Origin of the sequence: Kitasatospora brasiliensis (assembly GCF_032654805.1) — a bacterium.
Lineage (GTDB): Bacteria > Actinomycetota > Actinomycetes > Streptomycetales > Streptomycetaceae > Kitasatospora > Kitasatospora brasiliensis.
The window spans coordinates 773,963-798,860 of the sequence record NZ_JAUOOW010000003.1 but is presented as its reverse complement, the minus strand read 5'-3'; the positions used below and the strand labels follow the sequence as shown (position 1 = coordinate 798,860).

The following is a 24,898-nucleotide window of genomic DNA, read 5'->3' as shown; positions in this document are numbered from 1 at the left end:
CTACTGGAGGTCCAGCACGAGGGTCTCACCCTCGGCGGCCCGGGAGACGCAGGGCAGCAGGGCGCCGGCGGCGCGCTGCTCGGGGGTGAGGCGGCGGTCCCGGTGCTCGGGCCTGCCGGCCAGCACCCGGACCTCGCAGGTGCCGCAGAAGCCCTGGTGGCAGGAGTACGCGAGGCCCGGGCGGGCCTCGCGCAGCACGTCCAGGGCGGAGCGGTCGGCGGGGACGTCGAGGGCCGGGCCGTCGGTGCCGAGGCGGACGGTGAACGGCTCGCCGTCGGTGACCGGGGCGGCGCCGAAGCGTTCGAAGTGCAGGGAGGCGGCCGGGGACTCGTCCAGGGCGTGCTGCACGGCGCTCAGCATCGGGGCCGGGCCGCAGCAGTAGACGGCGGCGCCGCGCGGGGCGTGGGCGAGCAGTTCGGCACCGGTGGGGACGCCGCCGTGCTCGTCGTCGGTGCGCAGCACCACCCGGCGCGGGTCGAGGGCGCGCAGCTCGTCCGTGTACGGGAGGGTGTCGGCGCTGCGGCCGACGTGCACCAGGCGCCAGTCCAGGCCGTGCCGCTGCGCCTCGCGGGCCATCGGGAGCAGCGGGGTGATGCCGATGCCGCCGGCCAGCAGGAGGACGGTGGGCTCGGCGCAGAAGGCGAAGCCGTTGCGCGGGCGGCGGGCGGTGATCCGTGTGCCCGGGTGCAGGGCGTCGTGGACCTCGACGGAACCGCCGCCGCCCGCGGGCAGCCGACGGACGGCGATGCGGTAAGTGGTGCGGTCGGCCGGGTCGCCGCTGAGGGAGTAGTGGCGTTCGCGGCCGGAGGGCAGGGCGAGGCGCAAGTGGGCGCCGGGCTGCCAGCCGGGCAGCGGGCCGCCGGAGGGGTCGGCCAGTCGCAACTCGACGACGTCGACGGCCAGTTGGCGGCGTTCGGCGACGACCAGTTGGAGCGGCGGGGTGGGCCGGCTGAACGGGCGGCGGGGGTTGCGGCGCAGCAGCGGGCTACCGAGGGCCGGGGTGTAGCGGTCGCCGATGGCGGTGATCCAGCGCATGAAGCCGTCGGCGCGGGGGCGGCCGTAGAGGTCGGGGGGCGGGGTGAGCAGGTCCATCCGGCGGGGTCCTTGGGCGTCGGGAGGGGGCGGCGGGCGAGCGGGGGCGGCGGGGGCGGGCCGGGGCGGGGCCGGGGCGGGTGACAGCTGACAGGGTTCAGATTTCAGACTTCAGAGTTCAGCGTTCAGATTTCAGCGAACAGATAACGTTCTCTGTTCGCTGAAATCTGTCACCTGTCACCTGTCACCTGTCACCTGTCACCCGCGCCCCGCGGCCGCGCGGGCGGCCGGAGAGGTGGCGAGGTAGCCCAGCGCCTGGCTGGAGGAGCCCTCCTGCGTCGGGTGGTAGCCCGGCCGCAGGTAGCGCAGCCCGGAGCGGATCGACTTGACCGGGTCCGGCAGCAGTCCGCGCTTGGCGATCCGCCCGGCCTCCCGCCAGGTGGGCTGGAGCCGCCCCTCCAGGGTGGGGTCGGCGGCGAGCATGAAGCGGGCCCCACGCACCCAGAGGTGCACCAGCAGCGGCCCGGAGATCACCATCCCGCGCACCCGGCGCAGGTAGCCCGGGTCCAGGTGGACCATCAGGTCGTAGGCGACGCTGCGGTGCTCGACCTCCTCCGCGCCGTGCCAGCGCAGCAGGTCCAGCATCGTCGGGTCGGCCTTGGCCCGGTCCAGCCCCGGGGAGTTGAGCACCCAGTTGCCGAGGAAGGCGGTGTAGTGCTCGATCGCCGCGATGAAGGCGACCCGCTCGATGATGTTCTCCCGCTGCTGGGCCGGCGTCAGTCCCGGCTTGTCTCCGAGGATGCGATGGAACAGCCAGGAGACCTGCCGGACGTACGGCCGCGGGTCGAGCCCCTGGCCGAGCAGGTGCTCCAGGACCTCCTGGTGCGCCTCGGCGTGGATGGCCTCCTGCCCGATGAACCCGAGGACCTCCTCGCGCAGTTGCTCGTCCCGGATGAGCGGCAGCGCCTCCTTGAACACCTTGACGAACCACCGCTCCCCCTCGGGCAGCAGCAGGTGCAGCACGTTGATGACGTGGGTCGCCATCGGCTCGTCCGGGATCCAGTGCAATGGCAGCCGCGCCCAGTCGAAGCGGACGTCCCGCGGCTCCAGGACGAGGCTGTCGTGCACGCGCTCGGCGGGGGCGGCGAGGGCGGGGACGGGGGTGGATCGGGGCATGGCAGGCCCTCCTGACCTGGGAGCTGCGGCTCGGCTCAGGGAAACGTACTCGCGGGTAGCCCCCGGGACAAGGGTTTCGGCGGGTCTTATCGACATCGAGTCTAATAAGTGATGCACACCGGGCAGGGGCAGGGCGAACACCGGTTCGGAAGGCGACTTCGGGGGCGACTTCGGACCGCGGGTGCCGAGGGTTCGGGCCGCGAGTTCGGGCCGCGCAGGCCGCGGGAATGCCCGAGGGCCCCGCCGGACACGCGCGTCCGACGGGGCCCTGCGACCGGGCAGCGCTCAGACCGCCATCGCCAGCATCAGCGGCGCCGCCCGAGCCGCCAGCAACTCGGCGGCGGCCTTCAGTTTGTGGATGTTGTCCACCGGCATCGAGGTGGCCAGGCAGCCGACCGTGCTGCCCGCCGTGATCGGCACGGCCGCGCACACCGTGCCCAGCGCGTACTCCTGGATGTCCAACACCGGCACGGTGGCCGGCTGCCGCTCCAGCCGGTGCATCAACTGGTCGGCGTCGACGACGGTGCGGGAGGTGAGCCTGGCGACCGGATGCCGGGAGAGGTGGTCGCGCCGCGCGTCCGAATCCAACTGGCTGAGCAGGCACTTGCCGATCGCGCTGGCGTGCGCGGTGGCCCGGAAGTCCACCCACTCCTGCACCGCCGGCGCGTGCTCGGCGGCCGAGACCGCTTCCACCGACAACTCGCCGTCGTGGTACCGGCTGAAGTACACTGCGGCGCCCAACTCGTCCCGGAGTTCGGCGAGTTTGCGGTTGAGCCGGGCCTTCACCAGCTGTTCCCGGTTGTGCTGGCCGAGCAGGGCGAAGGTGCCACCCAGCAGCCAACCGCCGTCCTGGCACTGGAGGTAGCCCTCGATCTCCAGGATCTCGGCGAGCCGCCGTACGGTGGGCAGCCCGAGCGAGGTCTCCCGGGCGAGGGCCACCAGGGTGGCGCCGTCGGGGAGGCGATCGACCGCCTCCAGCAGTCTGAGGGCGTGCTGGAGGGAGGTGAACGGGCCCGTCGGACCCTGGTCCAGTGCGGCGTGACGACCCGGGGCTGGTGTCGACATGTCGTCCCCTTCCGATGTCCCCCGCGGAGCGACCCGCGGGCGGGCACCAGCCTATCGACCTGGCGGCTCCGACGACTGCCGTCCGTACATATCCGTGGACGTTCTGTGCAGTTGTCGTCCGTTCTCCTCGCCCGAACGCGGCTTGGCGACGGCGGCGAGGGAGACCGGCCGGGAGTGCCACGCGACCGACGGGACGTCAGTCGCCGAGCAGGCTTCGCACAACGGTCACAGCCTCGGGTGCCGGATGGGCCAGCGGGCGGGCGGCGGTCAGCGCGGCAGCCTCGTCGACACCGAGGCCGGCACCGAGCCCGGCACCGAGCCCGGCACCGAGCCCGGCGCTGAGACTGGTGCTGAGGCCGGCGGCGCGGTCGGCACCGGTGAGGGCCACGACGGCCTCGGCGGCCGGAAGGGCGTTGAACCAGCGCAGCGCGAGGGCGGCCCGGCCGGCCTCGGTGAGGCGGCCGGTGAGGCGGAGGCGGGCCAGCCCGCCGTCGGGGTAGACGTTGATGCGCACATGGGTCACCGGGCGGCCGGCGGGCAGCCGGAAACGGTGCCGAGTGTCGGGCTGGAGCCTTGTGCGGGGCAGGAGTTCGAACCACTCGCCGTCGGCCGGGTCGGCCCCCGTCGAGGCGTCGAAGCCGATCAGGTCGGCCCAGCCGGGGGCATTGGCGACGAAGTGGGACGTGTCCACCTCGGCGGCCAGGACCTCACCGCCCCCGGCCAGGGCGATCCGCACCCAGTCGTTGGCCTTGTCGCGCCGACGCCTGGTCTCCCAGCCGTCGCCCATGACGGAGGCACGACCGGGAGCGTTCAGGTTGTGCGGGGAGGAGAAGTAGCGGTCGGACGCCGCCTCGGCCACGCCGCCGTACTCCTGGGCGGCCAGGTCGAAGGTGAGGCCGGCCAGGTCGCGCGGGTCGGGCAGCACCTCGCCGTGCACCCGCAGCCGGGCGACGCCGCCGTCCGGGAAGATGTTGAGCCGCACGTGGGTGTAGCGGGTGCCGTCCGCGACGGTGAACGCGTGGACGGTGTCGCCCTTCAGCGCGGTGCGCGGCACGATCGTGGTCCACTCGGCGGCCTGGACCTCCTCGGGCGAGGGGTGGCCGGGGACGGACGCGGCCTCGACCGAGGCGGACTCCGGGTAGTTGCCGGTGAAGTGGGCGGTGTCCACGATCACACCGCGGATCACCCCGGCGGCGCCGAGCCGGACGATCGTCCAGTCGTGGTCCTCGTCGGTGGGGTGCGGCTGGTCGGCGCTGACGCCGCGGCGGCGCTTGGACTCCCAGCCGTCCATGATCTGGCCCTTGTGCCCGAAGGTGTGCGGACGGAACTCGGCCGGCGCGGCGACCAGCAGGTTCTCGGCGTCCGCGAAGGTGTCCTCATCGGTGGCGACGACGCCCGCGCCGAGCAGCCGGGAGGCCAGGTCGACCAGGTCGGTGAAGGGAGCGCTCTCGGTGTCGGCTGCGGTCGGGGAACCGGTGGTCTCGGACTCGCTGGTCACGGACTCTCTCCTCTAGGCGCGTTCGGACAGGGGGGTGGTGGGGCGGGAGCCGGGCCGGGCGAGCTGTCGGCCGAAGGGCCGGGCCGCCGGGTCCACCTGGCGGCCGCGCAGCCAGGTGGCGCGCACCGCGCCGGTGAGGGTCCGGCCCGCGTAGGGCGTCACCGGGTTGCGGTGGTGCAGCCCGCCCGGACGGACGGCGAACCGGCCGTCCGGGTCGAAGGCGACCAGGTCCGCGTCGTGGCCTGCGGCGATGGCGCCCTTGACGCCGGTGAGGCCGACCAGTTCGGCCGGTCCCGCGGACATCCAGCGCACCACGTCGGCCAGGGTGTGGCCGCGGCGGTGGGCCTCGGTCCAGACGGCCGGCAGGCCGAGTTGGAGCGAGGCGATGCCGCCCCAGGCGGCCGCGAAGTCGCCGCTGCCGCCGTACTCGGGCAGCAGTTTGAGGTCGGGGGTGGACGGCGAGTGGTCGGAGACGACGGCGATGAACTCGCCGCGTCCCAGGGCCTCCCAGAGCGCGTCCCGGTTGGACTCGTCGCGGATCGGCGGACAGCACTTGAAGGCGGTGTCGCCGTCCGGCACCTGCTCGGCCGCGAGGGTCAGGTAGTGCGGACAGGTCTCGGCCGTCACCCGGACGCCGTCCGCGCGGGCCTGCCGCAGCAGCGGCAGCACGGCGGCCGAGGAGACGTGCAGGACGTGCACCCGGGCGCCGGTGCGGCGGGCGGCGCCGAGGAGTCGGACGACGGCCGCGGTCTCCGCGTCGGCGGGCCGGGAGGCCAGGAAGTCCCGGTAGTGGACGCCGGGTTGCTGCGGGGCGGCGGCCAGGACGGCCGGGTCCTCGGCGTGGATGATCGCCGGAGCTCCGATCCGGGCCTGCTCGGCCAGCGCGGCCTCCAGGTCGGCGGCCTCGACGTGCGGGAACTCGTCCACTCCGGAGGGCGCGAGGAAGCTCTTGAAGCCGAACACCCCTTCCCGGTACAGCGGTTCGAGGTCGGCGAAGTTGCCGGGGACGGCGCCGCCCCAGAAGCCGAGGTCCACCCAGGACTGGCCTTCGGCGGCCTTCCGCTTGGCCTCCAGTCCCGCCACCGTGGTGGTGGGCGGGACCGAGTTGAGCGGCATGTCGACGATCGTGGTCACCCCGCCGGCCGCGGCGGCCCGGGTGGCGGTGGCGAAGCCCTCCCACTCGGTGCGGCCGGGCTCGTTGACGTGCACATGGGTGTCGACCAGGCCGGGCAGCAGGGCGGCGTCACCGAGGTCGGCGAGTTCGCCCTCGCCGGCCGTGAGCGAGCCGTACGGGGCGGTCCGGGCGATCCTCCCGTCCCGGATCAGCACGTCCGCGGGACGCTCGCCGTCGGGCAGGACCACCCGTCGGGAGCGGATCACCGCCGGTTGGCTGAATGGCATGGGAACCTCCGGAACCTTGGGGGGTCGAGGGTGCGTGGAGAGCCGCTTCGGGGCCGTGGAACGCGGGAGGTGACGCGGAGTCGCGGTGGGGATGGCCGGGAGCCTAGGCCTGCCTTCAACAAAACGTCAATGGATGGGCGCGGCCGGGGGTTCAGCCCGACAGCAACCGGTCGGCCAGCCGCTCCCCCGCGAGTTCGGCCAGCTCGGCGGCCCTGGTCAGGCTGTCCCCCGGCCGCTCGGCCAGGTCGGTGAGGGCGATCGCCGCCGCGAAGCCGGCTGCCCGCCACTCGGGCTCGGAGAGCTCCAGCCGGCCCGCCACGGCGGCCACCCTGACCCCGGCCCGGGCGGCCGCGGCGGCCACTCCGGCGGGGGCCTTGCCGTGGAGCGTCTGCGCGTCCAGGCAGCCCTCACCGGTCACGACCAGGCGTGCCCCGCGCACGGCCGCGTCGAAGTCCAGCAGGTCGAGCAGCAGCTCGATACCCGGGCGCATGGTGGCGCCGAGCAGGGCCAGGGCGGCGAAGCCCACCCCACCCGCGGCCCCGGCGCCGGGCGCCTCCCGGACGTCCCGCCCGGTGGCCTCGGCGACCAGGTCGGCGAACCGGGTCAGCCCCGCCTCCAGGACCACCAGGTCCCCGCCGTCGGCGCCCTTCTGCGGACCGTACACGGCGGCGGCGCCGCGCGGTCCGAGCAGCGGGTTGTCCACGTCGCAGGCCACCACGACCTCGACGCCGCCCAGCGCCTCGGCCAGCGGGCCGAGGTCGATCTCCGCGAGCCGCCGCAACGCCGCGCCACCGGGCGGGAGTTCGGCGCCTTCGGGGTCTCGCAGCCGCACCCCGAGCGCCCGCACCATGCCGGCGCCGCCGTCCGTGCAGGCGCTGCCGCCGAGGCCCAGCACGATCCGCTTGGCCCCGAGCGCGACGGCCTCGGCGATCAGCTGGCCGACCCCGTGGGACCCGGCGGTCAGCGGAGCGGTTCGGCCGCCGGGCAGCCGGGCGAGGCCGGAGGCCTGCGCCAGCTCGACCACGGCGGTGTCGTCCCGGACGGCGATCGCGGCGGCCACCGGCAGTCCGGTCGGGCCGGCCACCTCGACCGGGACGGTGCTGAACCCGGCCGCGAGCGCAGCGGCCAGGGTGCCCTCCCCGCCGTCGGCGACGGGCAGTTCGCGCACCTCGGTGCCGGGCGCGGCGCGCCGGATGCCGGCCGCGATCCGGGCCGCCGCCTCGGCGCCCTCCAGGGTGCCCTTGAACTTGTCGGGGGCGACGACCACATGGCCCTGGTGGGGGATGGGGGGCATGGCGCGTCCTCGCTTCCGTACGGGTCCGGCGGTGGTCCGCCGGCGTGCGTCCAGCATGTGCCCCGCGGTCCGGGAGGCGCGAGCCCCTCCTCCTCTGTGGGGCGTACGCGCCACCGGCTCGGGTCGACCGGCGGGCGGGCGGATGAGCCCCGGCACGCCCGCCGGTCGGGTCCGGCCTCCTGGCGGCGCGGGCACGCACCCGACGCCGGGAGGAGCTGGGGGCGGGTGCTCCGCACGGGAGCCCCCGAGGTCATCCGGACTGCTCGACCTCGCGGCCGGAGAGCCGCTCGACGCCGCGCAGCAGCGCCGAGTGGTCGAGCGAGCCGTCCCCGTTGGCCCGGGCGGAGGCGATCAGCTGAGCCACCACCGCGCCGACCGGCAGCGCGGCGCCCACGGCGCGCGCGGCCTCGGTGACGATGCCCATGTCCTTGTGGTGGAGGTCGATCCGGAAGCCGGGCGCGAACGCGCGGTCCAGCATGTTCGTCCTCTTGCGGTCGAGCACGGTGGAGCCGGCCAGGCCGCCGCCGAGCACGTCCAGCGCGGCCGCGAGGTCGACACCGGCGTTCTCCAGGAACACCACGGCCTCGGCGAGCACCTGGATGTTGGCCGCGACGATCAGCTGATTGGCGGCCTTGACGGTCTGGCCGGCGCCGGACGGGCCGACGTGGACGACCGTGGTACCCAGCGCGGCGAACAGCGGCTCGGCCTCGGCGAAGTCCTCGACAGCGCCGCCGACCATGATCGACAGGATCGCCTCGACGGCGCCCGCCTCGCCACCGGAGACCGGGGCGTCCAGGGTGCGGATGCCCTTCGCCCGGGCGGCGGCCTCGATCCTGACCGAGGTCTGCGGGGTGATCGAGGACATGTCGATCACCAGGGTGCCGGGCCTGGCGTGCTCCAGCACTCCGCCCTCGCCCAGGATGACCTGCTCGACCTGCGGGTCGGCCGGGACCATGGTGATGACGACCTCGGCGTCCCGCACCGCCTCCGCGATGCCGGTGGCGCCGTGTCCGCCGGCCGCGACCAGGGCGTCGATCGGCGGCCGGGTGAGGTTGAAGCCGGTGACGTGGTGGCCGGCCTTGACCAGGTTGGCGGCCATCGGGCCGCCCATGATGCCGAGGCCGATGAAGGCGATCTTGCGGCTCATCGCGTCGCGCTCCTTGGGTGTTCCGGAGGGGAGGTCGGACGAGTGGGCGGGCCGCCGGGTACGGCCCGGCGGCGGCGCCGCTTCGCTACCCGGCCGCGCGCAGCCCGCGCGGCAGCCAGCCGAAGCTGTCGGCGCTGACGCCGGTGGAGGGGCGGTACTCCAGACCGATCGGGCCCCGGTAGCCGGCGGCGGTCAGCCGGGCGAACAGGTCCTCGAAGTCCAGCCCGCCGGTGCCGGGCTCGTTGCGGCCCGGGTGGTCGGCGATCTGCACATGGCCGATGCGGTCGGCGTGGGTGTCGATGACCGCCGCCAGGTCCTCGCCGTTCCTGGCCAGGTGGTACAGGTCGCAGAGGAGCCTGGCGTTCCCCAGGCCGGTGGCGGCGTTGACCCGGTCGACCACCTCGGCCGCGGCGGCGGCCGTGACCAGCGGGTAGTGCGGCGACTCGGCCCGGTTCAGGGCCTCGATCAGCAGGACGGCGCCGATCCCGTGCGCGGCCCGGGCGGCGAGCACCAGGTGTTCCAGCGCGAGCGCGTCCTGTTCGGCCGGTTCGACGCCATCGACCCGGTTGCCGTACAGGGCGTTGAGCGCGGTGGCGCCGAGCGAGGCGGCGAGTTCCGCGGCGACCGGGACGTTGGCGCGAAAGCGCTCCCGCTCGGACGGCACCGAGACGGTGCCACGGGCGCCCCTGCCCAGGTCGTCCAGGAGGTTGAGGCCGGTGAGCCGCACGCCGGCGTCGGTGAACGCCTTGCGCAGCGCGTCCAGTTCGGCCTGTGGGGGGTCATGCCGGTCACCGAAGGGCCACCACAGCTCGGCGGCCGTGAAGCCGGCCGCGGCGGCCGCGGCGGGGCGCTCCAGGAGCGGCAGTTCGCCGAACAGGATGGACAGGTTGACCGTGAAGCCGTGCCGGGCGGCTGCCGTCATGTCACTCACCTCTCAGCTCCCTTCCGTCATTCGTTATTTCCACAATGCGGAAGCAGGATTCTGCGCAGTGGAAGCATGGAGGGAAGCATCTTCGCCCGTCGAGCGAGTGTCAAGAGAGTCGCAACATTGTGTTGAAGGCACCCCGAGGATGCGCCGCCCGAGGGCCGGACCGTTCGATCACCGGCCCCTGCCCGCCTCCACTCCCCGCTCGCTACAGTGACCCCGTGCGATTGATGGTGGAGTTCACGACAGAACCGTTCGAACTGGACACGTTCCCGGAGCACGCCGCGGCGGCCCGCAGGGCCGTCGACGAGGCCGGCCTGGAGGTGTCGGTCGGCCCCTTCGGCACCGGCGCCGAGGGCGGGGCCGAGCAGGTCCTCGCCGCGGTGACCAAGCTGCTCAAGGAGACCCTGGATGCCGGGGCCACCCGGATATCGGTGCAGGTCAGCGTGCTGGGCGAGGAGGACGGTACGCCGTGACCGAGGACCTGGAACACCCGCTCGCCGCGGCCGTGAAGCCGCTGCTGGCCGCAGTCGGCGCGACGCCCGTCCCGCTGGACGAGGCCAAGCCCGACGACGTGGTCCTGGAGTGGGAGGGCGTCCCCGCCCTGGCCGTCCGACTGCCGCACCTGAGCAGCGCGCTGGACCGGATGCTGACCGAGATGACCCGCCAGTTCGACGGCCGCCCGCTGGCCGAACTCGACCGGTCGGAGAAGCAGCGGGTCGTCGCCCTGCTGGAGGAGCGCGGCGCCTTCACCGTCCGCCACGGCGTGGAGACGGTCGCCTCGGCCCTGGGTGTCAGCCGCTTCACCGTGTACAACTACCTGAACCGCCAGGACGGCTCGAAGTCGTCCTGACGCCCGGTTCGGCGCCCTCCGGGGCGCACCCGACCCCCGTCCGGGGGCTTCCGAACGGGTGACCCCGCCGGCGCGGCAGGAGTGGATCGGCCTGCGGCGGGGCACACTTGGCGAATCGCACACGAAAGGGCCAGGCGTCGCGGCCCGGTTCGAATACGCGTCCACCAAACCGTTCAACAAAGTGTTGACGACCGGGTGGGGTCGATCTAGCTTTTCCGGGTGGCACCACTCTCCAGGAGGTCCACTCGTGACCAACCACCCCCACGCCCTTGAGGCCCTTGACGCCCTGGCCGCCACCGACGCCGCGGAGTTGGCGGAGGTCCTGCTGGAGGTCTGCTCCAGCCCCCGCTGGGCCGCCGCGATGGCGGACGCCAGGCCCTGGCCCGACCGCGAGGCCCTGCACGCCGCCAACGCGGCCGCCATCGCGTCGCTGACGACCGAGGACCTGCGCGACGCGATGGCCGGCCACGCCCCGATCGGCAGGCCCGCCGCGGGCGACGCCGCCTCCGAACGCGAACAGGCCGGAATCCGGGGCGCGGACCAAGCGGTCCGCGACGAGCTCCGCGAGGCCAACGCCGCCTACGAGGCCAGGTTCGGCCACGTGTTCCTGATCTGCGCGACCGGCCGCACCGCCACCGAGATGCTCGCCGCCCTGCGCGAGCGCCAGCCCAACGACGCCGCCACCGAGGCGGAGATCGTCCGCGGGGAACTTCGCAAGATCAACGACATCCGCCTCGACCTCCTGCTCGACAACCGCTGACGTTCCGTCATGTCCCATCACCCGAAGCCCTTGCCGGACTCGGAGAGCTTTCCATCTGACGCGTCATCACTTCCGCCATCAGTAAGGTCACTTCGCCCATGACTGGCATCTCCACCCACGTGCTCGACACCAGCCTCGGCCACCCGGCCGAGGGCGTACCGGTCGAGCTCGCACTGCGCACCGAGGGTGGCTGGCAGGTGCTCGGCACCTCCGTCACGGACTCCGACGGCCGGGTCAAGGACCTGCCGGCCGTGGAGGCGGGCTCGGTCGTGCGGCTGCTCTTCGACACCGGCGCGCACTACGCGCTCCGGTCCACCGAGCCGCCGTTCTTCCCCGAGGTCTCGATCGTCTTCACGGTCTCGCCCGAACAGCGCCACTACCACGTGCCGTTGCTGCTCAACCCGTTCGGATACTCGGTCTACCGGGGAAGCCGGTAGACCGACCCTCGAAGCCTAGGGAGCCACGCCATGGCCCACGTGCTCGGTCAGAACCAGTACGGCAAAGCGGAGAACCGCGTCGTCCGGATCCACCGGGACTCCGCCCGGCACGAGATCAAGGACCTCAACGTATCGGTCTCGCTCTGGGGCGAGTTCGAGGACGTCCACCTCACCGGCTCCAACGCCAACTGCCTTCCCACCGACACCACCAAGAACACCGTGTACGCCTTCGCCAAGGAGTACGGCATCGAGTCGGCCGAGGCCTTCGGCATCCTCCTGGCGCGCCACTTCGTCGACGACACCGAGCGCGGCGTCGTGCACGGCGCCCGGATCCGGATCGAGGAGTACGCCTGGGACCGGATCAGGACGTCGGACGGATCGGCCCGCTCCACCGGCTCGAAGGAGATCGGCCACTCCTTCGTCCGCAACGGCCAGGAGGTGCGCACCAGCGAGATCGTCTACGACGGCGAGTCCGTCCGGGTCGTCTCCGGCCTGAAGGACCTGGTCGTCATGAACTCCACCGACTCGGAGTTCTGGGGCTACCTCAAGGACGGCTACACCACCCTCCAGGAGGCGTACGACCGCATCCTCGCCACCCAGGTCACCGCCCGCTGGAAGTTCGGCTACGGCGGCGGGGAGGGCGAGGCCCAGCCCGACTGGAACCGCTCCTACGCCCAGGTGAAGCGGCACCTGCTGGAGGCGTTCGCCGAGACCTACTCCTACTCGTTGCAGCAGACCCTGCACGCGATGGGCACCCGGGTCCTCGACCACCGCGTCGAGGTGGACGAGGTCCGCCTCGAACTGCCCAACAAACACCACTTCCTGGTCGACCTGGAACCGTTCGGCCTCGACAACGACAACGAGGTCTACTTCGCCGCGGACCGCATGTACGGCCTGATCGAGGGCACCGTGCACCGCGAGGGCGTCGTCCCGGTCATCCCGGTCGCCTGACCTCCCATCCCCCACCCACCGGAGTTCGTGTCTGCCTCGCGGCGGCCGGCCCGGAGCACTGGAGAGCCCGGTCGAGGGACCTCGCACCGCCGTCCCCGCCCTCGGCCACGCCGGCAGCAGTACCGGCGAACCACCGGCGCCGCCGGCACCCCACCGGCACCAGCCGCACTCCAGCGCCACGGGCGCGCCGGGAGCCACGGGCACAAGAGGGGCTCGACATGGCACCCAGCAACAGCAGCAGTACAGACGGCGGTTCCACCCCGGCGAGAGCGCCCGGACCGGACGGCGCCTCAGCCCGGACCGCGGGCTCCGCCATCCACCCCGTGGACGGGTTGCTGCCGCCGATGAAACTGATCTCCACCGGGCTCCAGCACGTCGCCGCGATGTACGCGGGAGTCGTCGCGCCCCCGCTCATCGTCGGCGCCGCCGTCGGGCTCTCCCCCACCGAGCTCGCCCTGCTCATCTCCGCCAGCCTGTTCACCGCCGGACTGGCCACCCTCCTCCAGACCCTCGGCATCTGGAAGATCGGCGCGCGACTGCCCTTCGTGAACGGCGTCTCCTTCGCGGGGGTCGCGCCCATGATCGCCATCGCCAAGGAGCACTCGCCGAAGGACGCCCTCCCGGTGATCTTCGGAGCGGTGATCGTCGCGGGGCTCCTGTGCTTCCTCGCGGCGCCGTACTTCTGCAAGCTCATCCGGTTCTTCCCGCCGGTCGTCCAGGGCACCGTGATCACCCTCATCGGGGTGTCCCTGCTCCCGGTGGCGGTCAACTGGGCACGCGGCGGCTCGCCGGGCGCCCCCGGGTACGGCTCCATGCGGGCCGTCGGCCTGGCCGCGATCACCCTCGTCGCGGTGGTGCTCTGCAACCGGCTGCTGCGCGGCTTCTGGCAACAGCTGTCGCTGCTCGTCGGCCTGGCGCTCGGCGCCCTGATCGCCTTCCCGCTGGGGCTGGCCGACTTCGGCGCGGTCAAGGACGCGAACGTCTTCTCGCTGCCCTCACCGTTCCACTTCGGCGCGCCCCTGTTCGACGCCGCCGCGATCGTCTCGATGTGCATCGTCATGGTGGTCTCGATGACCGAGTCCACCGCCGACATGCTCGCCCTCGGCAGGATCGTCGACCGCGAGGCCGACGAACCCACCCTCGCCGCCGGACTGCGGGCCGACGGCCTGGCCACCGCGCTCAGCCCCGTCTTCAACGGCTTCGCCGCCAGCGCCTTCGCCCAGAACATCGGGCTGGTGGCGCTGACCAGGATCCGCAGCCGCTTCGTGGTCGCGGCCGGCGGCGGCATCCTGGTCCTGCTGGGGCTGTTCCCCGTACTGGGGTCGGTCGTCTCGCTGGTGCCCCAGCCCGTTCTCGGCGGCGCCGGGATCGTGCTCTTCGGCACGGTCGCGGCGAGCGGCATCCGCACCCTCGCGGAGGCCGGCATGGAGTCCGGCTCGCACACCATCCTGGTGTCGGTCTCCCTCGGCGTCGGCATCATCCCGATCGCCGTGCCGACGTTCTACGACTCCTTCCCGGAGGCCGTCCGGACCCTGATGCACTCGGGGATCTCGGCCGGCTGTGTGACGGCCGTCCTGCTCAACCTGCTCTTCCACCACGTCGGGGGCGCCCGCCGCTCCGGGTCCGGCCCGGACTCCGGATCGACGGTGCCTCCGGTGCCGGCGGGTCCGACGACGGCGACACCGTCCTGACCGGCCCGACGCGGAGGCCCGCCCCTACGGCGCCCCCGCGGTCCCCCCGGCCCTTCCTCAGAGGAGTCACACCATGGCAGTCCAGCCCCCACCCGGCGACCGGCGGATCGTGATCGAGAACGTCGCGATCGCCACCGTGGACGCGAACGACACCGAGTACGCCCGCGGGCACGTGGTCATCCTCGGCAACACCATCGAGGCGGTGGGCGAAGGCCCCGCCCCGGCCCGACCGGATGGCGTGGTGCGCCGGATCGACGGCGAGGGACACCTGGTCACCCCCGGACTGGTCAACACCCACCACCACTTCTACCAGTGGATCACCCGCGGCCTGGCCCAGGACGACATCCTGTTCGACTGGCTGGTCGCCCTCTACCCGACCTGGGCGCGGATCGACGAGCGGCTCGTCCACGCCGCCGCCCAGGGCTCGGCCGCCGCGCTGCTCAAGTCCGGCTGCACCACCGCCTCCGACCACCACTACGTCTTCCCCAAGGACGGCGGCGACGTCCTCGGCGCCTCCATCGAGGCCGTCCGAGAGCTCGGCCTGCGCTTCACCGCGCTGCGTGGCTCGATGGACCGCTCCCGGAAGGACGGCGGACTGCCGCCGGACCACGCGGTCGAGGAGCTCGACGACATCCTGGCCGCCTCCGAGGCCGCCGTGGACCGGTACCACGACCCCTCCTTCGGCTCGATGCTGCACGTCGCCCTCGCACCCTGCTCACCCTTCTCGGTCTCCACCGACCTGCTCCGCCAGTCCGCCGAACTGGCCCGCCGCAAGGGCGTCCGGCTGCACACCCACGGTTCGGAGACGGTCGAGGAAGAACGGTTCTGTCGGAAGCTGTTCGGCATGGGACCGACCGACTACTTCGAGTCCGTGGGCTGGCTCGGCGCGGACGTCTGGATGGCGCACTGCGTCCACATGGACGACTCCGACATCGCCAAGTTCGCCGAGACCGGCACCGGCGTCGCCCACTGCCCGTCCTCCAACGCCCGGCTGGGGGCCGGAATCGCCCGGGTGCCCGACATGCTCCGGGCCGGCGTCCCGGTCGGGCTCGGCGTCGACGGCGGCGCGTCCAACGAGTCCGGTGAGCTGGGTACGGAGCTGCGCAACGCCCTGCTGATCAACCGGGTGCACCGCTCCCCCACCGCGCTGACCGGCCGGCAGGCGCTGCGCCTGGGCACCATGGGCGGCGCCCGGGTGCTCGGGCGGCAGGACGAGATCGGCTCGATCGAGGCCGGCAAGCTCGCCGACCTGGCGCTGTGGAAGATCGACGGAGTGATGCACTCCTCCATCGCCGACCCGGTCGCCGCACTCACCTTGGGCGCGCTGCCGCCGTTGGCGGCGCTGTTCGTCAACGGCGAGGCAGTGGTCGAGCAGGGGAGGCTGACCACCGTCGACGAGGAGCGGATCGCGCGCGACTGCGCCCGCGCCGCCCGTGAGCTGACGGGGCGGGCGGGGCGGGCGGGCTGACGCTCGGGTGGCGGGTCGGGGTCGGTGGGCTCGGGGGTGGCGGGCTACGGGAACGGATGACAGCTGACAACTTTCGTCATCTGTTATCTGTCATCTGTTTGCTGTTATCTGTTCGCTGTTCGCTGTTCGCTGTTCGCTGTCAGCCCAGCAGCGGAAGCGCGGGCAGGGTCAGGAAGTCCACGAACTCCTCGGCCAGAGCGACCTGTTCGAAGAGCCGTGCAGCCTCGGGCCAGCGACCGGCACCGTAGGCGTCCTCGCCCAACTCGGCGAGGAGTTCGGCCAGTTCCACCGCGACCAGGCTGCGGACCAGCTCCGCGGTGGCCTTCTCGCCGGTGTCGGCCAGCACGACCCCGTTGTGGATCCACTGCCAGATCTGCGAGCGCGAGATCTCGGCGGTGGCGGCGTCCTCCATCATGTTGAAGATGCCGACGGCGCCGATCCCGCGCAGCCAGGCCTCGATGTAGCGGATGCCGACCTGGACGGCGTTGTGCAGCCCGGCACGGGTGCAACTGCCCCCGGCGCCGGCGATGTCGAGCAGTTGGGCGGCGGTCACCGGCTCGGACGGGCCCGGGTCGTCCTTCTGGTGCGGCCGCTCGCCGAGCACCGCGTCGAAGGACGCCCGGGCGACCGGCACCAGGTCGGGGTGGGCCACCCAGGAGCCGTCGAAGCCGTTGTGGGCCTCTCGGTCCTTGTCCGCCCGGACCTTCTCCAGCGCGGCCGCGTTGACCTCCGGGTCGCGACGGCTCGGGATGAACGCGGCCATCCCCCCGATCGCGTGGGCGCCGCGCCGGTGGCAGGTCCGCACCAGCAGCCGGGTGTAGGCGGCCATGAACGGCGAAGCCATGGTGACGCCGTTGCGGTCCGGCAGGATGTAGTGCGCACCGGCGTCGCGGAAGTTCTTGACGATCGAGAACAGGTAGTCCCAGCGCCCGGCGTTGAGGCCGGCCGCGTGGTCGCGCAGCTCGTAGAGGATCTCGTCCATCTCGAACGCGGCGGTGATGGTCTCGATCAGCACGGTCGCCCTGACGGTGCCGTACGGGATGCCGAGTGCGGCCTGGGCATGGGTGAACACGTCGTTCCACAGCCGGGCTTCGAGGTGGCTCTCGGTCTTCGGCAGGTAGAAGTACGGGCCGGAGTTGGGGTCCTCGGCGCCCTTGGCCAGCAGTCGGGCGGCGTTGTGGAAGAAGTAGAGGCCGAAGTCGACGAACGCGCCGGCCACCGGGGCGCCGTCGACCAGCAGGTGGTTCTCGTCCAAGTGCCAGCCGCGCGGGCGGACCACGACGGTGGCGAGTTCGGCGGCGGGCTTGAGGGTGTAGGCCTTGCCGCCCGCGCCGGCGAAGTCGATCCGGCCCTCGAAGGCGTCGATCAGGTTGACCTGGCCGCTGATCACGTTCTCCCAGGTCGGGGAGGTGGCGTCCTCGAAGTCGGCGAGCCAGACCTCCGCCCCGGAGTTGAGCGCGTTGACGACCATCTTGCGGTCGGTCGGGCCGGTGATCTCGACCCGGCGGTCCCGGAGGGCGCGGGGCGTTTCGGCGACCTTCCAGTCCCCGGCCCTGACCTCGGCGGTCTCGGGGAGGAAGTCCAGCGTGCCGGTGGCGGCGATCTCGGCGCGGCGGGCCGTGCGCCCCGCCAGGAGTTCCCGCCGACGGCCGTCGAAGGCGCGGTGGAGTCCGGCGACGAAGGCGAGTGCCTCCGGGGTGAGCACCTCCTGCGCCCGGTGGACGGGAGGACCGGCGACCGTGACGACCGGAGCGGCGGTGGAGGCGCCGACGGGCCCCTGATCTTCAGCCATGGGCAGGACACTCCTAAGACGGTTGAACGGGCGGTTGAACCTGACGAAGGGAGCTGCTCGATTCTGTAAGGTGGAGACTAGTTTCCGCGATACAGAATTTCAACGGTTTGTTGAAGAGGTTGCCGAGACTCCCCCTCCCGACCCCCAGTCCCGAACCCCCTCTTCCCGAACTCCCCCACCAGCGAAGGGAACCCCCGGTGGCCGCGACCCCCGACCCAGCACCGACGGCAGGCGCGGAACGCCAGAGCGGCGGCGTGCAGTCCGTCGAACGCGCCTTCCACCTCCTGGAGGCGCTGGCCGACTCCGGCGGTGTGGCCACGCTTAGCGAGCTGTCCACCAGTTCCGGCCTCCCCATGCCGACCATCCACCGGCTGGTTCGTACCCTCGTCCAGCAGGGCTATGTCCGCCAGGACACCGCGCGGCGCTACACCCTCGGCCCCCGACTGATCCGCCTCGGCGAGACGGCCGGCCGACTGCTCGGCAGCTGGGCCCGCCCGTACCTGGCCGAGCTCATGGAGGCCACCGGCGAGACCGCCAACCTGGCGGTGCTGGAGGGCGGCGAGGTGGTGTACGTCGGCCAGGTGCAGTCGCGTCGCTCGATGCGGATGTTCACCGAGGTCGGCCGACGGGTGCAGCCGCACTGCACCGGTGTCGGCAAGGCGCTGCTCGCCCAGCTGCCCGAGGACGAGGCGCGCGCCGTCCTCGGCCCCAACCCGCTGACCGCGCACACCGAGTACACCGTCACCGACCCGCAGGAGCTGATGCGCCAGCTCGCCGAGGCGCGCGAACGCGGCTATGTGGTCGACGACCAGGAGCAGGAGATCGGCGTCCGCTGCATCGCGCTCGCCGTCCCGGGCGCCCCGACGCCCACCGCGCTTTCGGTCTCCGGTCCGGAGGCCCGCATCCGCGCCCTGGAGGAACAGGCTGGGGCCGCCTCACTGGTACCGGTGATGCACCAGATCGCGACCCGGCTGGGCCAGGTCCTCGCACCCTGACGTTCCGTCAACCTCCGTTGCCGGTCGAGGCGGTCGGGTCGGCGCGCCGCGTCATCCGTTCGGGCGGACGACGGGCGGGTTGCCACCCGGCTCCGGCGGCGGCTCCGCCACCCTGGTGCGGACGCGGCCCGCGACGGCGCGGGCGGCCGAACGCGAGGGCAGGGTGAGCGGGGATGGAGCAGCACCACCGGGACGTACCGGACGGTGGCGTACGGGGCGGTGACGCACGGCGCGCCGGCAGGAGAGGCGGGGGATTCGGCGGCGCCGGACTGATCGCGGCGGTGGCGGCGGGGTGCGCGGTGACGGTGCTGGCCACCGACTCGTCCTGGGCGCTGCGGCGGCCCGAGCCCCGGCCCGCCGTGCAGGTCGTGGCGCCGGGCGCGCCCACGGCGTCCACCCTCCCCGCCCCGGCGACCCCCGGGATCACCGAGGCCTCCACCCTCCCCGCCCCGGCGACCCCCGGGATCGCCGAGGCCTCCACGCTGCCCGCACCGGCCGCCGCGCGACCGTCCGACTCCGACCTGGAAGTGGTCCGGCTCGACCCGGACCCGGCCTCTCCCGGCGGCACCACCGTCATCCGCGCCTTCGTCGGCAACCGCGGCCCGGGCACCACGTCCTCCCCGTTCACGGTCGTGGTCACCCTGCCCAAGGGGGTCACGCCCGAGGGCCCGTACTTCCCGTCCGACTGCCGGGTGATCGGCCATGCCCGCGGTCACGCCCGCGTCGTGCGGTGCGCGTTCGAACCCGGGCTGCGGGAGGGACGCAGCGCCACCGCCCTCGTGCCGGTCCGGCTCGACCCGGAGCTGCCGACGGGCACGCTGAGCGGCGGCTCGGTCGAGGTGCACAGCGCGGACGACCCGGAGGAGAGCAACAACCGGCAGCCGTTCGACATCACGGTCGCGGCACCGGCCGCCGATTCCTGAGCCGGCACGGTCCTGCCGGTACGGCCCTGCCGGTGGGCGCTCCGCGTCGAGCGCCCACCGGCGGCCTTCCACCGGTGGACCTCTACCGCTGGGCCCGCTACCCGGCCGTCGTGGCCGGGGCCCGGGTGGACGCGCCGGCGGCGGAGACCACCAGCCGCTGCGAGGGCAGGTCGTGCCAGGTGCCGTCGAGGTCCTGCCAGAAGCCGAACTGGGTGTACGTCCCGGCGGGCAGGGTGCGCGCAGCGCTGGTGAAGTCGAACCCGTTCGGGCAGATCCGCACGTCGGACGCGTGGCCGGGGAAGTCGAGGTTCCTCCCGCGCGCGTCGCGCACCCCCACGCCGACGGTCTTCGCGGTGAAGCAGGCCGAGGAGTGAAGGCTGAGCGAGGCGGTGGCGGCCTTGCCCGCGACCATGGCCGCGGGGCCGACCGGCCCGTCCTGGGTGACGGTCGGGACGGGGGCGGCGGGGGCGGCGGGGGCGACGGCCGGTGTGGTGGCGGTCGGCGTGATGGCGGCCTGGGCGCCGGTGACGGACGGCACCCCGAGCAGGCCGAGGCCGCTGATGGCGAACGCCCCGGCCGCGGCGAGGGCGGCGTTGCGGCCGCGGTGGGACGGACGGGCGTGGCGCGGCGCGCGACGGCGGCCGGGCACGAGCGCAGGCCGGCGTGTGGAGCTGGCAGGCGTGGGCATGGGGTCACCTCGGCGACGCCTGCGAGGTGAGCTGTCGGGTTCGGGCTGAGGTCGCCCGGCCGCAGCGCCATGGCGACGCGGCTTCACCCCTAGCCGCGGCCCGCACGCGGGAGCGTACGGGCCGGGCGCTGACCTTGGTTCCCCCGCTCCCGTCCGCTGTGGTGCTCGGTGACCCGCCAGCGGGTGGACGGGACTCGGCGTCCCGGCGGCGGGGTCCGCGAGGGGCGGACGACCGTTGCAGGCTAGGCGGGTCGTACGTGAACGGACAACTCGGCCGGGGCGGTTGTCGCGCAGGTCACAGTGGTGTCGATCAACGACGCTGCGTGTCAGCCGAGTTGATCGCTTTCCGGGGGCCGGGAGGATCGTTCTCCGAGGGCCGGGGGCCGGGGACCAGGAGCCGGGGGCCGGGGCCAGGGGCCGGGAGGATCGGCGGGGCGGGGGAAGCCGGGTCAGCCGAGCCAGGCGTCGATCTGGCTCGCCGCCTCCGGCGCCCAGGCGAGCTCCATGTGGTTGAGGCCGCTGAGCAGCCGGGTCCCGCCGACCGTCGCGATGCCGGTGGTGTCCAGCGCGCTCGCGGTGAACACCAGGCCGTCGCTCGGCCCGCGGTTCTCGTTGAGCACACCCGGGAGGTCGGCCGATCCACCCGCCAGCAGGTACGTGCGCACCGAGGCCGGAACGCCGGCCTGCCGCAGCGGTGCGATCAACGATCCCGCGTCGATCGCCGCCTGGATGCCCTGGCCGGAGGTGTAGAAGCCCTGGCCGCCGTAGTAGGTGGTCCACCAGTCCTGCGCGGTGGAGTCCACCCCGTAGGTGCCGTCCCAGCGGGCGAGCAGCTGGCGCTGGCCCGGGTAGCAGTCGTAGCCGCTGCTCGGCAGGACCCCGAGGCAGGGCTGCGAGGTGTATGTGCCGTAACAGGTCATGGAGAGGTGCGGGGACGGCGCGTTGGCGGTGCCGCCGCAGGCCGGCCAGGTGGCCAGGTCGAAGTCCCAGCCGTGCGCGTACACGTAGTCGAGCCCGCCGTTCGGCCCGCCGACGGTGATCAGACGGCGCACGTCACCCGCGTAGGGCCTCCCCCAGGAGGGCTTCACCGAGGACACGTACGCCCGGGCGGCGACCTCGCCCTTGCTCCAGGCCACCACGTCGACCTGGGAGACCCCGAGCCGGTCCCGGATCAGCGCGACGGCGTCGCCGACGGCCTGCGCCTGGAGCAGGTTGTCGCCGTGCTTGTGGGCGAAGCCGATCGCGAAGACCCGGTGGCCGGTGCCGGCCAGGGACTGGGCGAGCCCGGTGGACGGGCAGCTCGCGGCACCGCAGACGCCGCTCTCCCCCGGGTTCGCCCAGGCCCGGTCGGCGTTGTCGTTGGCGCCGTGGACCAGCAGGACGGGGGTGGCCTTGCTGCCGGTGTCCCAGCCGGCGGCGGAGTAGAGCAGGAAGCGGGCGGAGGACGGCCGACCGGTGCCGAAGTACGTCCGGCGGGCACCGTCCTGGTCGCCGCGACCGTCGGACGGGAACTGCTCGGCGCGGAAGCCGGGGGTGCTGTCGAAGTAGCGCTCGACCTTGGCCCAGCCGTTGCCGGGGGTGGGGAAGGTGGCTTCGAGGGTGAGGGGGGCGGTCGTGGCGGCGGTCGCGGCGGTCGCGGCGCTCGTCGTGTTCGCGGCGCTCGCGGCGCTCGCGGCCTGGGCGGTGGTGGGGGCACCGAGGAAGGCGGCGGCCAGCATCAGGAGCACGGCGGCGAGGGCGGTGGGGGCGCGCCTCGTCGGGGTGGGGGGTGTGGGGGTGCGTCTCATGGCCGGACGCTAGGGCCGGCGCCGGACGGTGCCCATGTGCCGGCCGCACATCCTGGCGGCCCTGCGGTGGCGGACCGTACCGTGGCGACTGCCTGACCGAGTGCTCCCGGTCGGATAAATTGGAACTCTGACATCATCCGCCGTGCACAAGAGCGGCGAGCCCGACCGGAGGCTCGCCACCGCCGCACAGAAACGAGGACCCGCCCCACCATGACCGCGTCCCTGCCCGCCTTCGCCGGCCGTACCTACCTCTTCCGGGCCGACAACGGCGCGGCCTTCCGCAACACCTACTCGGCCGATGGCACGCGGCTGCGCTGGGAGGGCCTCGGCGAGTCCGCGGGCCAGTGGGAGGACGTGCGGCTGCACGTCGCGGAGGTCGCGCCGGAGATCTACTTCGTCAGCTGGACGGAGCAGAGTGGGATCACCGTCAGCCATGTGATGGACCTCGGCAAGCTGACCGTACGGGCCTTCTGGACCTTCGAGGGCGAGGGCGGCCGGGTCGGCGAACTGCACACCGGGACGCTGGAGCGGGTGGCCTGAGCGGCGGGGACGCCCGGGAGCCGGACGGTTCCCGGGCGTCCGCCCGAACCGGCCGGTTCAGACGGTCCGGTCCAGACGGCCGGGGTCAGACGGACCGGTCCAGACGGCCAGGGTCAGACGGTCTGGTTCGGCACCTTGAGGTGCTGGGACAGCCACTCCAGCGAGGAGGGCAGCAGGGCGCTCCAGGTCTCGAAGTTGTGGCCGCCGTTCTCCAGCATGCTGTACGAGACGTTCATCGGGCTCCGCACGGCGTCGACGAAGGCCTCGGTGTCCTGCCGGTAGTTGCCGTCGCCCTTCTTGGTGCCGGCCAGCAGCACGGACACCTTCGGCTGCGGCAGGTTCTTCAGCCGCCACATCAGGTTGGCCTCGTCGCGGCGCTGCTTGCTGCCCCCGAACAGGTCGCCCGTGGTCGGGTCGTCGGCGGCCTCGTAGTAGGCGGAGAGGGCGACGGCGGTCGGGAAGACGTCCGGGTGGCGCATGGCCAGCTTGAGAGCGCAGTAGCCGCCGGTCGAGTTGCCCATGAAGGCCCAGGCCTGCGGGTCTGCGGAAACCCGGAAGCTGGCCTGGATCGCCGAGGGCACGTCCTTGGTGAAGTAGGTGTCGGACTGCGGGCCGTTGGGGACGTCCTCACACTCGGTGTCCTGCGGCAATGCGGGCGAGGGACGCATCAAGATCATGACGGTCGGCTGCATCCGCCCCTCCTGGAGCAGCTTGAGTGCCGCCCCGGGGTAGTTGAAGCGGGTGATCAGGTTCTCGGCGATTCCTGGGAATCCGGTGCTGACGATCACGGCCGGGAACTGCTTCTGCGCGTACTCCGGCTGGAAGTACTGCGGTGGCAGGTAGACGTAGCCTTCGGTGGACAGCCGGCTGACCGCGCCGTCGATCCGGACCTTGCGGATCTCGCCGGACTGGCTGGGCTCGCGGCCCATCGCGCCGCCGCCCTTGACCGAGGCCTGGCCTATCGTCTCCACCATCAGCCGGCCCGAGGCGTCCGCCTTGTTGTGGATCACCACCGGGCCGGTGTCACCGATGCCCAGCAGGTCGTCCCAACTGCTGTAGAACGCGAAGTAGTTGTTCGCGACCAGGCCGAGCGCGGCGAGCACCGTGAGTTGGGTGGCGAGCAGCGCGCCGATCCGGCCGAGCACCGACTGCCAGGTCTTCTTCGCGAGTCTGGGCCACAGCCAGACCGTGCCGACCATCATCACGACCGCGATCAGTACGGTCAGCGCCAGCACCTTGTGGCTCGTCAGACCCATGTCCTACTTGCTCCCACGCCTCGAACTCCAGTCCCCTCCGCTGGGGACATCCGAGGTGGTCACCCCGGTTCCCCTGCCGGGGCGCGAGGACCAACCCTAGCGGCAGCTGGGAGGAAGCTGATCGCGGCTGGGAGGTCACGGGGAGTGGGGCGGGCGGGTGACAACGTTCAGATAACAGATTTCGAAAGTTGTCATCTGAACTGTGTCATCTGAAATCTGTCAGCTGTCAGCTGTCGACCGCCTGCCGCCCGCCGCACCTGCCGTCTGCCGCCTCACCGCGAGCAGGCCCCACCCTGACTCAGCCCGCCCGCTCCCAGAGCCGCCGCGTACGCCGCGAGGGGTGGCATCCAGTCCTTCACCCACGCGATCGCCTCGGAGTACTCGAAGCAGGGCCTGCGCGCGGTCTGCGTCGCGCCGGGCAGCATCGACAGCGGCATGACCAACGCCCCGGGCCTGCCCGCCGACACCGACTACAGCCTGCTGGCCAAGCTCTCCCCCGCCCTCGACCGGGGCTTCGCGGGCCCGGAGACGGTGGCGGGCGTGATCGCCATGCTCGCCTCCGACGACGGCGCCTTCGTCACCGGCACCGAGCTGCGGATCGACGGCGGCACTCACATGTGACGCATCGGTCCGGCTGACGGCGGGGTGTGTGCCACTTCCCATCCGGCACAGGCCCCGCCGTCGTACATTCCCGGCACCACCGCCGGGCAGCGGGGGTCATCGCAGGGGCTTCGCCAGGAGGAGTTCGCGGGTGACCCCGTCGGCGAGCAGTTCGCCGGGCTCCCCGAGCGGGGCGAAGCCGTGGCGGCGGTAGAGCGCGAGCGCCGCCACGTTGCCGGGGAGCACGGCGAGGAGCAGCGTGGTGCCGCCGACCGCCCGCGCCCAGCTCTCGACCTCCTCGATGAGACGGTCCGCGACACCCCGGCCGCGCGCCTGCGGGGCGACCCAGAGCGAACGCAACTCCCGCACACCGTCCGGTGATCCGGGCAGGCCGTCGACGATTCCGACCGGGGTGTCGTCCAGGAAGGCGGCGACGTGATGGGCGTCCGGGCGGTGCAGGCGGTCGCGCCAGCGGCCCTCGCCGCCGTGCGGCCAGTCGGCGAGCCTGGACTTGAAGGCGTCCGGCGCGTCGGCCAGGGCGGCCAGGCGGAGGTCCCTCCAGAGCGGCCAGTCGGCGGTCGTGAGGATTCGGAGCGTCAGTTCGGCCATGTCCGGCACC

General features: G+C 73.0%; 22 protein-coding genes, 2 pseudogenes and 1 riboswitch. Of the genes and pseudogenes, 11 read left to right on the top strand and 13 right to left on the bottom strand.

Annotated features, from left to right (window positions below; all coding sequences use genetic code 11):
- From QWJ13_RS15645 to QWJ13_RS15610, 8 genes and pseudogenes are all read right to left on the bottom strand, one after another.
- Positions 1-1,092: a PDR/VanB family oxidoreductase gene (locus QWJ13_RS15645; protein ID WP_316524963.1), complete on the bottom strand. Its 1,092-nt coding sequence runs from the start codon at positions 1,090-1,092 to the stop codon at positions 1-3.
- A gap of 198 nt (positions 1,093-1,290) precedes the next feature.
- Positions 1,291-2,208, bottom strand: a complete 918-nt coding sequence (locus QWJ13_RS15640) for a metal-dependent hydrolase (protein WP_316524962.1) — start codon at positions 2,206-2,208, stop codon at positions 1,291-1,293.
- 285 nt (positions 2,209-2,493) lie between these two features.
- Entirely contained in the window at positions 2,494-3,273 is a 780-nt protein-coding gene (locus QWJ13_RS15635) for an IclR family transcriptional regulator (protein WP_316524959.1), read from the bottom strand.
- Between the two features lie 421 nt (positions 3,274-3,694).
- Positions 3,695-4,771: pseudogene (gene alc, locus QWJ13_RS15630) on the bottom strand (allantoicase); the annotation flags it as partial.
- A 12-nt stretch (positions 4,772-4,783) separates the two neighbouring features.
- Complete coding sequence (allB, locus tag QWJ13_RS15625; RefSeq protein ID WP_316524957.1) at positions 4,784-6,172, bottom strand: allantoinase AllB; 1,389 nt, start codon at positions 6,170-6,172, stop codon at positions 4,784-4,786.
- Between the two features lie 151 nt (positions 6,173-6,323).
- On the bottom strand, positions 6,324-7,466 hold the full coding sequence (locus tag QWJ13_RS15620) for a glycerate kinase (protein ID WP_316524956.1): 1,143 nt from the start codon (positions 7,464-7,466) through the stop codon (positions 6,324-6,326).
- Between the two features lie 250 nt (positions 7,467-7,716).
- Positions 7,717-8,613, bottom strand: a complete 897-nt coding sequence (locus QWJ13_RS15615) for a 2-hydroxy-3-oxopropionate reductase (RefSeq protein WP_316524954.1) — start codon at positions 8,611-8,613, stop codon at positions 7,717-7,719.
- An 85-nt stretch (positions 8,614-8,698) separates the two neighbouring features.
- Entirely contained in the window at positions 8,699-9,535 is an 837-nt protein-coding gene (locus QWJ13_RS15610; RefSeq protein ID WP_316525213.1) for a TIM barrel protein, read from the bottom strand.
- A 224-nt stretch (positions 9,536-9,759) separates the two neighbouring features.
- Between QWJ13_RS15610 and QWJ13_RS15605 the strand changes: the two genes are divergently transcribed.
- The 7 genes from QWJ13_RS15605 (at position 9,760) to QWJ13_RS15575 (ending at position 15,698) form a co-directional block, all read left to right on the top strand.
- A complete protein-coding gene (locus QWJ13_RS15605) occupies positions 9,760-10,014 on the top strand; it encodes a thiamine-binding protein (protein ID WP_316524952.1) in 255 nt (84 codons plus the stop codon).
- Entirely contained in the window at positions 10,011-10,391 is a 381-nt protein-coding gene (locus QWJ13_RS15600) for a helix-turn-helix domain-containing protein (RefSeq protein WP_316524949.1), read from the top strand. The genes QWJ13_RS15605 and QWJ13_RS15600 overlap by 4 nt, the downstream gene beginning before the upstream one ends.
- 247 nt (positions 10,392-10,638) lie before the next feature.
- On the top strand, positions 10,639-11,151 hold the full coding sequence (gene uraD / locus QWJ13_RS15595; RefSeq protein WP_316524947.1) for a 2-oxo-4-hydroxy-4-carboxy-5-ureidoimidazoline decarboxylase: 513 nt from the start codon (positions 10,639-10,641) through the stop codon (positions 11,149-11,151).
- A gap of 98 nt (positions 11,152-11,249) precedes the next feature.
- Positions 11,250-11,588: a hydroxyisourate hydrolase gene (gene uraH / locus QWJ13_RS15590; RefSeq protein WP_316524945.1), complete on the top strand. Its 339-nt coding sequence runs from the start codon at positions 11,250-11,252 to the stop codon at positions 11,586-11,588.
- A 30-nt stretch (positions 11,589-11,618) separates the two neighbouring features.
- The gene (gene pucL, locus QWJ13_RS15585) at positions 11,619-12,539 is read left to right on the top strand and encodes a factor-independent urate hydroxylase (protein ID WP_316524943.1); all 921 of its coding nucleotides are present in this window, start codon (positions 11,619-11,621) and stop codon (positions 12,537-12,539) included.
- 218 nt (positions 12,540-12,757) lie between these two features.
- Complete coding sequence (locus QWJ13_RS15580; RefSeq protein WP_432277513.1) at positions 12,758-14,230, top strand: nucleobase:cation symporter-2 family protein; 1,473 nt, start codon at positions 12,758-12,760, stop codon at positions 14,228-14,230.
- A gap of 73 nt (positions 14,231-14,303) precedes the next feature.
- Positions 14,304-15,698 carry an 8-oxoguanine deaminase gene (locus QWJ13_RS15575; protein ID WP_316524939.1) on the top strand — a complete coding sequence of 465 codons (1,395 nt, stop codon included), beginning with the start codon at positions 14,304-14,306 and terminating at the stop codon, positions 15,696-15,698.
- 139 nt (positions 15,699-15,837) lie between these two features.
- Here the strand turns inward: QWJ13_RS15575 and aceB are convergent, their stop codons facing one another.
- Complete coding sequence (gene aceB, locus QWJ13_RS15570; RefSeq protein WP_316524936.1) at positions 15,838-17,490, bottom strand: malate synthase A; 1,653 nt, start codon at positions 17,488-17,490, stop codon at positions 15,838-15,840.
- A gap of 197 nt (positions 17,491-17,687) precedes the next feature.
- Here aceB and QWJ13_RS15565 point away from each other — a divergent pair, with 197 nt between their 5' ends.
- Both QWJ13_RS15565 and QWJ13_RS15560 read left to right on the top strand, forming a co-directional pair.
- Positions 17,688-18,485: an IclR family transcriptional regulator gene (locus QWJ13_RS15565; protein WP_316524934.1), complete on the top strand. Its 798-nt coding sequence runs from the start codon at positions 17,688-17,690 to the stop codon at positions 18,483-18,485.
- A gap of 173 nt (positions 18,486-18,658) precedes the next feature.
- Positions 18,659-19,408, top strand: coding sequence for a hypothetical protein (locus tag QWJ13_RS15560; protein WP_316524931.1), 750 nt, complete (start codon positions 18,659-18,661; stop codon positions 19,406-19,408).
- Positions 19,409-19,505: 97 nt separating this feature from the next.
- Here QWJ13_RS15560 and QWJ13_RS15555 read toward each other — a convergent pair whose 3' ends face one another.
- Together QWJ13_RS15555 and QWJ13_RS15550 are read right to left on the bottom strand one after the other, a co-directional pair.
- Positions 19,506-20,096: a hypothetical protein gene (locus QWJ13_RS15555; protein WP_316524929.1), complete on the bottom strand. Its 591-nt coding sequence runs from the start codon at positions 20,094-20,096 to the stop codon at positions 19,506-19,508.
- A gap of 1 nt (position 20,097) precedes the next feature.
- A riboswitch (cyclic di-AMP (ydaO/yuaA leader) is annotated at positions 20,098-20,270 on the bottom strand.
- Positions 20,271-20,545: 275 nt separating this feature from the next.
- Positions 20,546-21,883, bottom strand: coding sequence for an esterase/lipase family protein (locus tag QWJ13_RS15550; protein ID WP_316524926.1), 1,338 nt, complete (start codon positions 21,881-21,883; stop codon positions 20,546-20,548).
- Between the two features lie 210 nt (positions 21,884-22,093).
- On the opposite strand from QWJ13_RS15550, the gene QWJ13_RS15545 reads away from it, so the two are divergent.
- Positions 22,094-22,423, top strand: a complete 330-nt coding sequence (locus tag QWJ13_RS15545; RefSeq protein WP_316524925.1) for a MoaF-related domain-containing protein — start codon at positions 22,094-22,096, stop codon at positions 22,421-22,423.
- Between the two features lie 113 nt (positions 22,424-22,536).
- On the opposite strand, the gene QWJ13_RS15540 is transcribed toward QWJ13_RS15545, so the two are convergent.
- Positions 22,537-23,679, bottom strand: a complete 1,143-nt coding sequence (locus tag QWJ13_RS15540; protein WP_316524923.1) for an alpha/beta hydrolase — start codon at positions 23,677-23,679, stop codon at positions 22,537-22,539.
- Between the two features lie 312 nt (positions 23,680-23,991).
- Between QWJ13_RS15540 and QWJ13_RS15535 the strand changes: the two are divergent.
- A pseudogene (locus tag QWJ13_RS15535) lies at positions 23,992-24,300 on the top strand (SDR family oxidoreductase); the annotation flags it as partial.
- A gap of 96 nt (positions 24,301-24,396) precedes the next feature.
- Here the strand turns inward: QWJ13_RS15535 and QWJ13_RS15530 are convergent.
- Positions 24,397-24,888 carry a GNAT family N-acetyltransferase gene (locus tag QWJ13_RS15530; RefSeq protein ID WP_316524920.1) on the bottom strand — a complete coding sequence of 164 codons (492 nt, stop codon included), beginning with the start codon at positions 24,886-24,888 and terminating at the stop codon, positions 24,397-24,399.
- Positions 24,889-24,898: the final 10 nt, after the last annotated feature.

What these genes read in the sequence shown, in the direction of transcription:
- QWJ13_RS15545 (WP_316524925.1), top strand. Translation starts at nt 22,094, where the DNA reads ATGACCGCGTCCCTGCCCGCCTTCGCCGGCCGTACCTACCTCTTCCGG.
- aceB (WP_316524936.1), bottom strand. Translation starts at nt 17,490, where the DNA reads ATGGCTGAAGATCAGGGGCCCGTCGGCGCCTCCACCGCCGCTCCGGTC.
- QWJ13_RS15640 (WP_316524962.1), bottom strand. Translation starts at nt 2,208, where the DNA reads ATGCCCCGATCCACCCCCGTCCCCGCCCTCGCCGCCCCCGCCGAGCGC.
- allB (WP_316524957.1), bottom strand. Translation starts at nt 6,172, where the DNA reads ATGCCATTCAGCCAACCGGCGGTGATCCGCTCCCGACGGGTGGTCCTG.
- QWJ13_RS15540 (WP_316524923.1), bottom strand. Translation starts at nt 23,679, where the DNA reads ATGGGTCTGACGAGCCACAAGGTGCTGGCGCTGACCGTACTGATCGCG.
- QWJ13_RS15620 (WP_316524956.1), bottom strand. Translation starts at nt 7,466, where the DNA reads ATGCCCCCCATCCCCCACCAGGGCCATGTGGTCGTCGCCCCCGACAAG.
- QWJ13_RS15530 (WP_316524920.1), bottom strand. Translation starts at nt 24,888, where the DNA reads ATGGCCGAACTGACGCTCCGAATCCTCACGACCGCCGACTGGCCGCTC.
- QWJ13_RS15610 (WP_316525213.1), bottom strand. Translation starts at nt 9,535, where the DNA reads ATGACGGCAGCCGCCCGGCACGGCTTCACGGTCAACCTGTCCATCCTG.
- QWJ13_RS15645 (WP_316524963.1), bottom strand. Translation starts at nt 1,092, where the DNA reads ATGGACCTGCTCACCCCGCCCCCCGACCTCTACGGCCGCCCCCGCGCC.
- pucL (WP_316524943.1), top strand. Translation starts at nt 11,619, where the DNA reads ATGGCCCACGTGCTCGGTCAGAACCAGTACGGCAAAGCGGAGAACCGC.
- uraH (WP_316524945.1), top strand. Translation starts at nt 11,250, where the DNA reads ATGACTGGCATCTCCACCCACGTGCTCGACACCAGCCTCGGCCACCCG.
- QWJ13_RS15555 (WP_316524929.1), bottom strand. Translation starts at nt 20,096, where the DNA reads ATGCCCACGCCTGCCAGCTCCACACGCCGGCCTGCGCTCGTGCCCGGC.
- QWJ13_RS15580 (WP_432277513.1), top strand. Translation starts at nt 12,758, where the DNA reads ATGGCACCCAGCAACAGCAGCAGTACAGACGGCGGTTCCACCCCGGCG.
- QWJ13_RS15560 (WP_316524931.1), top strand. Translation starts at nt 18,659, where the DNA reads ATGGAGCAGCACCACCGGGACGTACCGGACGGTGGCGTACGGGGCGGT.
- QWJ13_RS15615 (WP_316524954.1), bottom strand. Translation starts at nt 8,613, where the DNA reads ATGAGCCGCAAGATCGCCTTCATCGGCCTCGGCATCATGGGCGGCCCG.
- QWJ13_RS15635 (WP_316524959.1), bottom strand. Translation starts at nt 3,273, where the DNA reads ATGTCGACACCAGCCCCGGGTCGTCACGCCGCACTGGACCAGGGTCCG.
- QWJ13_RS15550 (WP_316524926.1), bottom strand. Translation starts at nt 21,883, where the DNA reads ATGAGACGCACCCCCACACCCCCCACCCCGACGAGGCGCGCCCCCACC.
- QWJ13_RS15575 (WP_316524939.1), top strand. Translation starts at nt 14,304, where the DNA reads ATGGCAGTCCAGCCCCCACCCGGCGACCGGCGGATCGTGATCGAGAAC.